5 protein-coding genes and 1 tRNA gene are annotated in these 6,399 nt (G+C 36.1%); 5 read left to right on the top strand and 1 reads right to left on the bottom strand.

Annotation, left to right across the window (positions count from 1 at the left end; translation table 11 throughout):
- Positions 1-270 precede the first annotated feature (270 nt).
- From mazG to ACP5S8_RS03215, 5 genes are all read left to right on the top strand, one after another.
- On the top strand, positions 271-1,023 hold the full coding sequence (gene mazG, locus ACP5S8_RS03235; protein WP_461871010.1) for a nucleoside triphosphate pyrophosphohydrolase: 753 nt from the start codon (positions 271-273) through the stop codon (positions 1,021-1,023).
- A 47-nt stretch (positions 1,024-1,070) separates the two neighbouring features.
- Positions 1,071-2,648 (top strand): S1 RNA-binding domain-containing protein, encoded by a 1,578-nt coding sequence (locus ACP5S8_RS03230; RefSeq protein WP_461875663.1) that lies wholly within the window; start codon positions 1,071-1,073, stop codon positions 2,646-2,648.
- Entirely contained in the window at positions 2,648-3,604 is a 957-nt protein-coding gene (locus ACP5S8_RS03225) for a DHH family phosphoesterase (RefSeq protein WP_461875662.1), read from the top strand. Before ACP5S8_RS03230 ends, ACP5S8_RS03225 begins: the two co-directional genes overlap by 1 nt.
- Before the next feature lie 44 nt (positions 3,605-3,648).
- Positions 3,649-5,553, top strand: a complete 1,905-nt coding sequence (locus ACP5S8_RS03220; RefSeq protein ID WP_461875661.1) for a thioredoxin domain-containing protein — start codon at positions 3,649-3,651, stop codon at positions 5,551-5,553.
- A gap of 32 nt (positions 5,554-5,585) precedes the next feature.
- Positions 5,586-5,657: transfer RNA gene (locus ACP5S8_RS03215), tRNA-Cys, on the top strand.
- Here ACP5S8_RS03215 and ACP5S8_RS03210 read toward each other — a convergent pair.
- Entirely contained in the window at positions 5,658-6,386 is a 729-nt protein-coding gene (locus ACP5S8_RS03210) for a hypothetical protein (protein WP_461875660.1), read from the bottom strand.
- Positions 6,387-6,399 lie beyond the last annotated feature (13 nt).

The raw sequence follows: 6,399 nt of genomic DNA, 5'->3' as shown, positions 1-6,399 counted from the left end.
CTTGTTAATTAAGCAGCGAGAGCGAGTTCAGCTTCGGGAGCTGTTTGTTTTGGCTATCACAGTTGCCACCTGGCCTGCTATCATCTACCCGGCGCTCCAACGTCGAAACCGTTCGCCCCCTCTTTATTGAATTTATTATAACTTATTAAAATATAGGTAAATTTGTATGATATATATTACCATTTTATAAAAATCGCCTAAGTATTTGTAAAAGCATAGAAAATAAACATTGATTTTTAAGGTGTAAAGCCTTAAAATAAGTTTTTTAACATGAGCTGTATATTGGAAGAACTTATCAAAACCTTTGAAAAAGTAAGACAAAATTGTCCGTGGGATAAGAAACAAACCCATGAAAGCCTTACAAAATACGTCTTAGAAGAAGCTTACGAGTTAGTAGATGCCATAGATTCCAAAGATAAAGACGCTATAAAAGAAGAGCTGGCAGATTTGCTTCTTCAAGTAGTATTTCACGCACAAATAGCAAAAGAAAATAATGAATTTGATATAAACGATGTTTTTGAGCTTTTAATAAAAAAACTTGTAGAAAGGCATCCACACGTCTTCGGAAACGAAGACCCGAAAGCTGTTTTAGAAAATTGGGAGCATAAAAAAGCGGAAAAAAGAGAATACTTTTTAGACGGCATACCAAAATCGATGTGCGCTCTTATGAGGTGCCAAAAAATCCAAGATCGTATGGCAAAGGTGGGTTTTGATTTTGAAAATGTAAATCAAGTGAAAGAAAAGCTAAAAGAGGAGTTTGAGGAACTAGAGGAAGCTTTAGAAAATGGTAATTTCCAAGATATAGAACACGAGTTTGGTGATATACTTATAGCTATAGTAGAATACGGAAGATTTTTAGGTATAAACGCCGAAAAAGCGCTACAAAAAGCAAACGATAGGATGGTAAAAAGGTTTAATTTTGTTGAGAAAAGCCTAAAAAACGAAGGAAAATCTTTGAAAGATGCTTCCTTAGAAGAAATGGATACTTATTGGAAGGAAGCAAAAAAGTTTGATTATGAATAGTTTTTACGCTTTTATGATAAAATATTTCAACTGGAGGCAGATTTGGCATGGTAACAGAGTTTGAAGAGTTGTTAAAAGCTCAAGAGGAGCAGCTTTCCGCAGGGAGCGTAGTAAAGGGCTCTGTGGTAAAGATTACAGATTCAAACGTGTATGTGGATATAGGCTATAAAATAGAAGGCGTCATAAGACGGTACGAAGTAGGTGATGTTGAGATAGGCCAAGAGATAGAGGCAGTTATTGTAAAGTTAAGAGGGCTTGAAAATCCAATACTTTCCACAAAACCCTTAAAATCTTCAAAAGGATTTTCTATAGCCAAAAAGGCGTTAGAAGAAAAAACACCTATAGAGGTGACAGTAGAATCAAAAGGAAGACCGGGCTTTTTTGTGCAGCTTGAAGATATTAAGGCTTTGATGCCCTTTGGTGAAGCTCCAAGGCATGTAAATATAGGAGATAAAATAAAAGTACTGGTAACAAAAGCCACCTATGAAAACGGAAAACCCATGGTAAACGTATCATACAAAGAGTATGAAAACATCGAAAGACATCAAAAACAGCTTGAATTTATAAACTCTTTAGAAGTAGGTTCTACAATAGAAGGAAAAGTAATAAAAGTAGACCCTGAAAAGGGTATCACAGTGCTTTTAAAAGAGGGAGTCAGAGGCTTCGTGCCACACTACGAAATACCAAAAGGTACAAATGTAAAAGAAAACGATACCATAGAGGTTAGAGTTATTAAAAAAGCCAAAAAAGGTGATTTCCTTATATTAAGCCTCAAAAAACCAAAGAAGAATATATGGGAAACGTTGGAGTTAAAAGAGGGAGACAAAACAGAGGGCAAAGTATCTTTCTACAGAAAAGGAAAAGGGCTTTTCGTAGAATTACAAGAAGGCGTTACGGCGTTAGTACCAGAAGAAAGCATGAAAAACATTGGCAACAAGCTTCTAAAGAGCGGCACAAAACTAAAACTTGTTGTAACAAGAATAGACAAAGATAAAAAACAAATAGATGTAAACATAGTGCCTTCTGAAGAAAACCCAGCAGCGGATTTCATAAAATCAAATCCACCAAATACGGTAGTAAAGGGAAAAGTAAAGACCGTACACCCAAACATCGCATTTATAGAACTAGGGCCAAACGTAGAGGGTATAGTGAAAAAACAAGATATGTCTTGGCTTAAAAATGCACGTTCAGAGGAGCTACTTACCCCTGGCGAAGAAAAAGAGTTTATGGTACTGGGCCTAGACGGCAAAAAAGTAAAGCTTGGTTTAAAGCAGCTTACTCAAAATCCTTGGAGTGTAATACCAGAAAGGTACAAACCAGGACAACAAGTAGAGCTTACGGTAAAAGAAGTGAGACCTTTTGGTACCTTCTTAGGTTTACCAGAGGGCATAGACGGCCTGTTGCCGATATCTGAGATACCTAAAAATACAAATTTAGAGCCTGGTCAAAAAATAACAGTGAAAGTCTTAGAGGTAAATCCAAAAGAGGAAAAGATTACTTTTAGTATGATACAAGAAACCAAAAAACAGCAAAAAGAGCAAGGCGAACAAAAAGAGTTTATAAAAGTAAACGACTCTTCGTCTGGCTTCAAGCTTGGTGATATACTTAAGAACAAGTTAAAGTGATGGAAGTTTGTTTTTTTCATAAAAGCTGTATAGACGGCACTATGTCTGCCGCTATATTGCAAGAACACATAAAAAATAAAGACAACATGATATTTATACCATTAAACCACGGCACCAGTGTGAAAGAAGCTATAAACAAGCACTTACCACCGGAAGGGCAGAATTCCAAAGAGATTTCAAAAATATGGTTTTTGGACATAGCCCCAAAATGGGATGACCTCATATACCTTCAAAGCCTAAGACAAGAAAAACAAGGATACACGGAAGTAGTCATAATAGACCACCATAAGACCGCTGCCAATACAATATCAAAATTTATAGGAAAGCCCATCGAAGAAGATAAACCCATTACTTTGGAGTACGATTTTATCACTTTTATATACGACCCATCAGAAAGTGGTGCTTCCCTTACTTACAAAACCCTACAAGTCTACCACGACCAACAAGTCTACCACGACCAAATAGATAAAGAACTTCCAACTATAGTGGATATTGTAAAAGACAAAGATCTATGGCTTTGGAGGTATCAAAACACCGATGAAATAAACGATTTCTTATACATGTACACAGATAAACCAGATTTAATGAGGGAATTTTTACATAAAGATGTTGGCGAAATAGCCGCTAAAAGCAAGATACTATCAGAATACAAAAATTTTATGGTATCTAAGCTAAAAGAGAGTTGGTCAAACTCACCTCTTTACATAAACATAAACGATAAAAAGATACCAGCCATAAACACGCCTATATATCAAAGTGAGATAGGAAGTCTGATAGCCAAAGAGCACAACATAGCTTGCATGTTTTATATAACAGGTGATTTTGTCAAACTTTCCTTTAGAAGCATAGACGGTTCTGCAAGAGCAATAGCAGAATCTTTAGGCGGTGGTGGTCATGACAACGCAGCCGGGGCTATAATAGATAAAGAAACTTTTTTTAAAAGCCTGATTAACTGATTACAAACATTTTAAAATTAAATAGGCTTTTTATATTTTGTTAGATGAAACAGCCAAATAGACTAATAAACGAAAAAAGCCCTTACCTTAAAATGCACGCTTACAATCCCGTTGACTGGTACCCTTGGTCAGAAGAGGCTTTTGAGAAAGCCATCAAAGAAAACAAACCCGTTTTTCTATCAATAGGCTACTCTTCTTGTCATTGGTGCCATGTGATGGAGAAAGAAAGCTTTGAGGATGAAGAGATCGCTTCTTTTCTCAACAAACACTTTGTAAGTATAAAAGTAGATAAAGAAGAAAGACCAGACATAGATAGTCTTTATATGGAATACTGCATACTTTTAAACAACTCTGGCGGTTGGCCGCTTTCAGTATTTTTGACGCCAACGAAAGAACCATTTTTTGCAGGCACCTACTTTCCAAAAGCCTCATTTTTAAAGCTTTTAAACCAAATAAAAGACTTATGGGACAAAGATAGCAAAAACATAATAGAAAAATCAAAAAGGTTGGTAGAACAGCTAAAGCAATTCATGAATTCTTTTGAAAAAAAAGAGCTAAACGAAAACTTTATAGATAGAGCGTTGTTTGGTCTTGCAAATCGCTACGATGAAGAGTTTGGTGGGTTTTCCGAAACTCCTAAATTTCCAAGCCTTCACAATATTTTGTTTCTTCTTAAAAGCCAAAAACAGCCTTTTCAAAACATGGCTTTATCTACACTTTTAAACATGAGAAGAGGCGGTATATGGGATCACGTAGGCGGTGGATTTCACAGGTATTCAACAGACAGATATTGGTTGTTACCCCACTTTGAAAAAATGCTATACGACCAGGCGATGGCTATATTGGCTTACTCTGAAGCTTACAGGCTTACAAAAAGCGAAATCTTCAAAGATACAGTTTACAAAACAATAAACTTTGTAAAAGAAAACTTATACGAAAATGGATTTTTTTATACATCAATGGATGCCGACACAGAAGGAGAAGAAGGCGGATTTTATCTATGGACCTACGAGGAAATAAAAGACATACTAAAAGAAAAAGCTGATAAATTTATAGAATTTTTCAATATAAAAAAAGAAGGGAATTTCCTTGATGAAGCAAAAAGAGTTTACACAGGGAAAAACGTACTCTATGCAAAAGAGCCAACGTTGTTGTTTGAAGATGAACTACAAGCTTTAAAGGCTTTTAGAGAAAAAAGAAAAAAGCCTCTTGTAGATGACAAAATACTTCTTGATCAAAACGCCATGATGGATTGGGCTCTTATAGAAGCTTACTTAGTGTTTGAAGAACAAGAGTTTATTGATATGGCAACTAAAAACCTGCTTCTGATATCGCAATATCCACTACAACATGCCTTAAACCATAACAAGTTTATAGAGCCTATGCTGGACGATTATGCCTATCTTATAAAAGCTTACCTTTCTCTTTATAAAACGACGTTTTCAAAAGAACATTTAGAAAAAGCTATTTCTCTGACAAAAGAAACGATTGAAAAACTATGGGATAAAAACTCTGGAGGATTTTACCTTAGCGTAGGAGAAGATGTTTTAATACCTCAAAAGCCTCTTTACGACGGAGCTATACCTTCTGGAAACTCCGTGATGGGCTTAAACCTTGTGGAGCTATTTTTTATAACAAAAGAAGATATATACGAAAACCGCTACGAAATTTTATCTTCTATATACTCGGATATGCTATCTAGAAATCCTACCGCTTGCAGTTTCTTTATGACAAGCTTTTTACTGTTTAAAAAGGGTTATCAGCTTTTACTTTCTATGCCTATATCAAAAGCCCAAGAAAGGGTAAAAGAACTTTACAAACATTACTTACCAAACATAGTTCCTTACCACGAAGAATCATCAGAAGAAAAATTTATAGCTTGCAAAGATTACACATGTTTAAGCCCAGTAAAAAGTGTAGATGAACTGATAAAAACCATATCACTTTAAAAGTTTTATATGATATAATACTATATTACCTAGGCGACGTGGCCGAGAGGCGAGGCGCGGGACTGCAAATCCCTTTTACAGCGGTTCAAATCCGCTCGTCGCCTTTACAATCCAAACCTTACAGCTTTACCTACAGAAGATTCTTGAGGTGGTGTTTCATGCCAAAGCATGTTCATAGCGAAGTTTAAGTTATCCTCAAGCCTTATTGCATAGTTGTCCCAAAACACACAGGTCCCGGCAAGCGTAAAATATCCACCGCTTACAGGCGCAATATGATCTGCTATCAAAAGAGGATAATGTTCCATATTTGATTTTGCGGTTTCTTCTCCGGCAACCACTATCTTTATATCCGGCATAATAGTTTTTATAGAGCATGTACAGGGTAATACCACTGAGTTCACGTTTACCTTGTTGTCTAAACCTTTGTTGTATCTTCTTATCTTTGTGCTTTTAACAAAATACTTATCCCCGTCGTAGTTTGACACTTCGTCCGTTATTTCATCCGGATTTAGCTCCATGCCAAAAGCCCTAGCCAACGTATTGCAAGTGTCTGCTATGTGGTCTTCGTTTTTGTAATAACCCAACAATATAACTTTCTTACCAAGTTCTTCTACCGCTCTTACAACGTCTTGGACTTCTTTTTCCGTAAATGGAATCTCTGGATAGTTAAACACTATCGTATCGTACTCAAACAACTTATCCCACGAATCCACTTCGTCAATTTGAAGGCCAAACTCAGGAGCCTTTTTCTCAATAATAGAGAAATAATAATAATCCGTCACCGTAAACTCTTGATGAGTAATACTCCATGCTACTTTACACACGTTTTTCATGCTTTTATTATAA

Source organism: Hydrogenobaculum sp. (assembly GCF_049967395.1).
GTDB lineage: Bacteria > Aquificota > Aquificia > Aquificales > Aquificaceae > Hydrogenobaculum.
This window is presented reverse-complemented; position numbering and strand designations above follow the sequence as displayed.

What these genes read in the sequence shown, in the direction of transcription:
- mazG (WP_461871010.1), top strand. Translation starts at nt 271, where the DNA reads ATGAGCTGTATATTGGAAGAACTTATCAAAACCTTTGAAAAAGTAAGA.
- ACP5S8_RS03230 (WP_461875663.1), top strand. Translation starts at nt 1,071, where the DNA reads ATGGTAACAGAGTTTGAAGAGTTGTTAAAAGCTCAAGAGGAGCAGCTT.
- ACP5S8_RS03210 (WP_461875660.1), bottom strand. Translation starts at nt 6,386, where the DNA reads ATGAAAAACGTGTGTAAAGTAGCATGGAGTATTACTCATCAAGAGTTT.
- ACP5S8_RS03225 (WP_461875662.1), top strand. Translation starts at nt 2,648, where the DNA reads ATGGAAGTTTGTTTTTTTCATAAAAGCTGTATAGACGGCACTATGTCT.
- ACP5S8_RS03220 (WP_461875661.1), top strand. Translation starts at nt 3,649, where the DNA reads ATGAAACAGCCAAATAGACTAATAAACGAAAAAAGCCCTTACCTTAAA.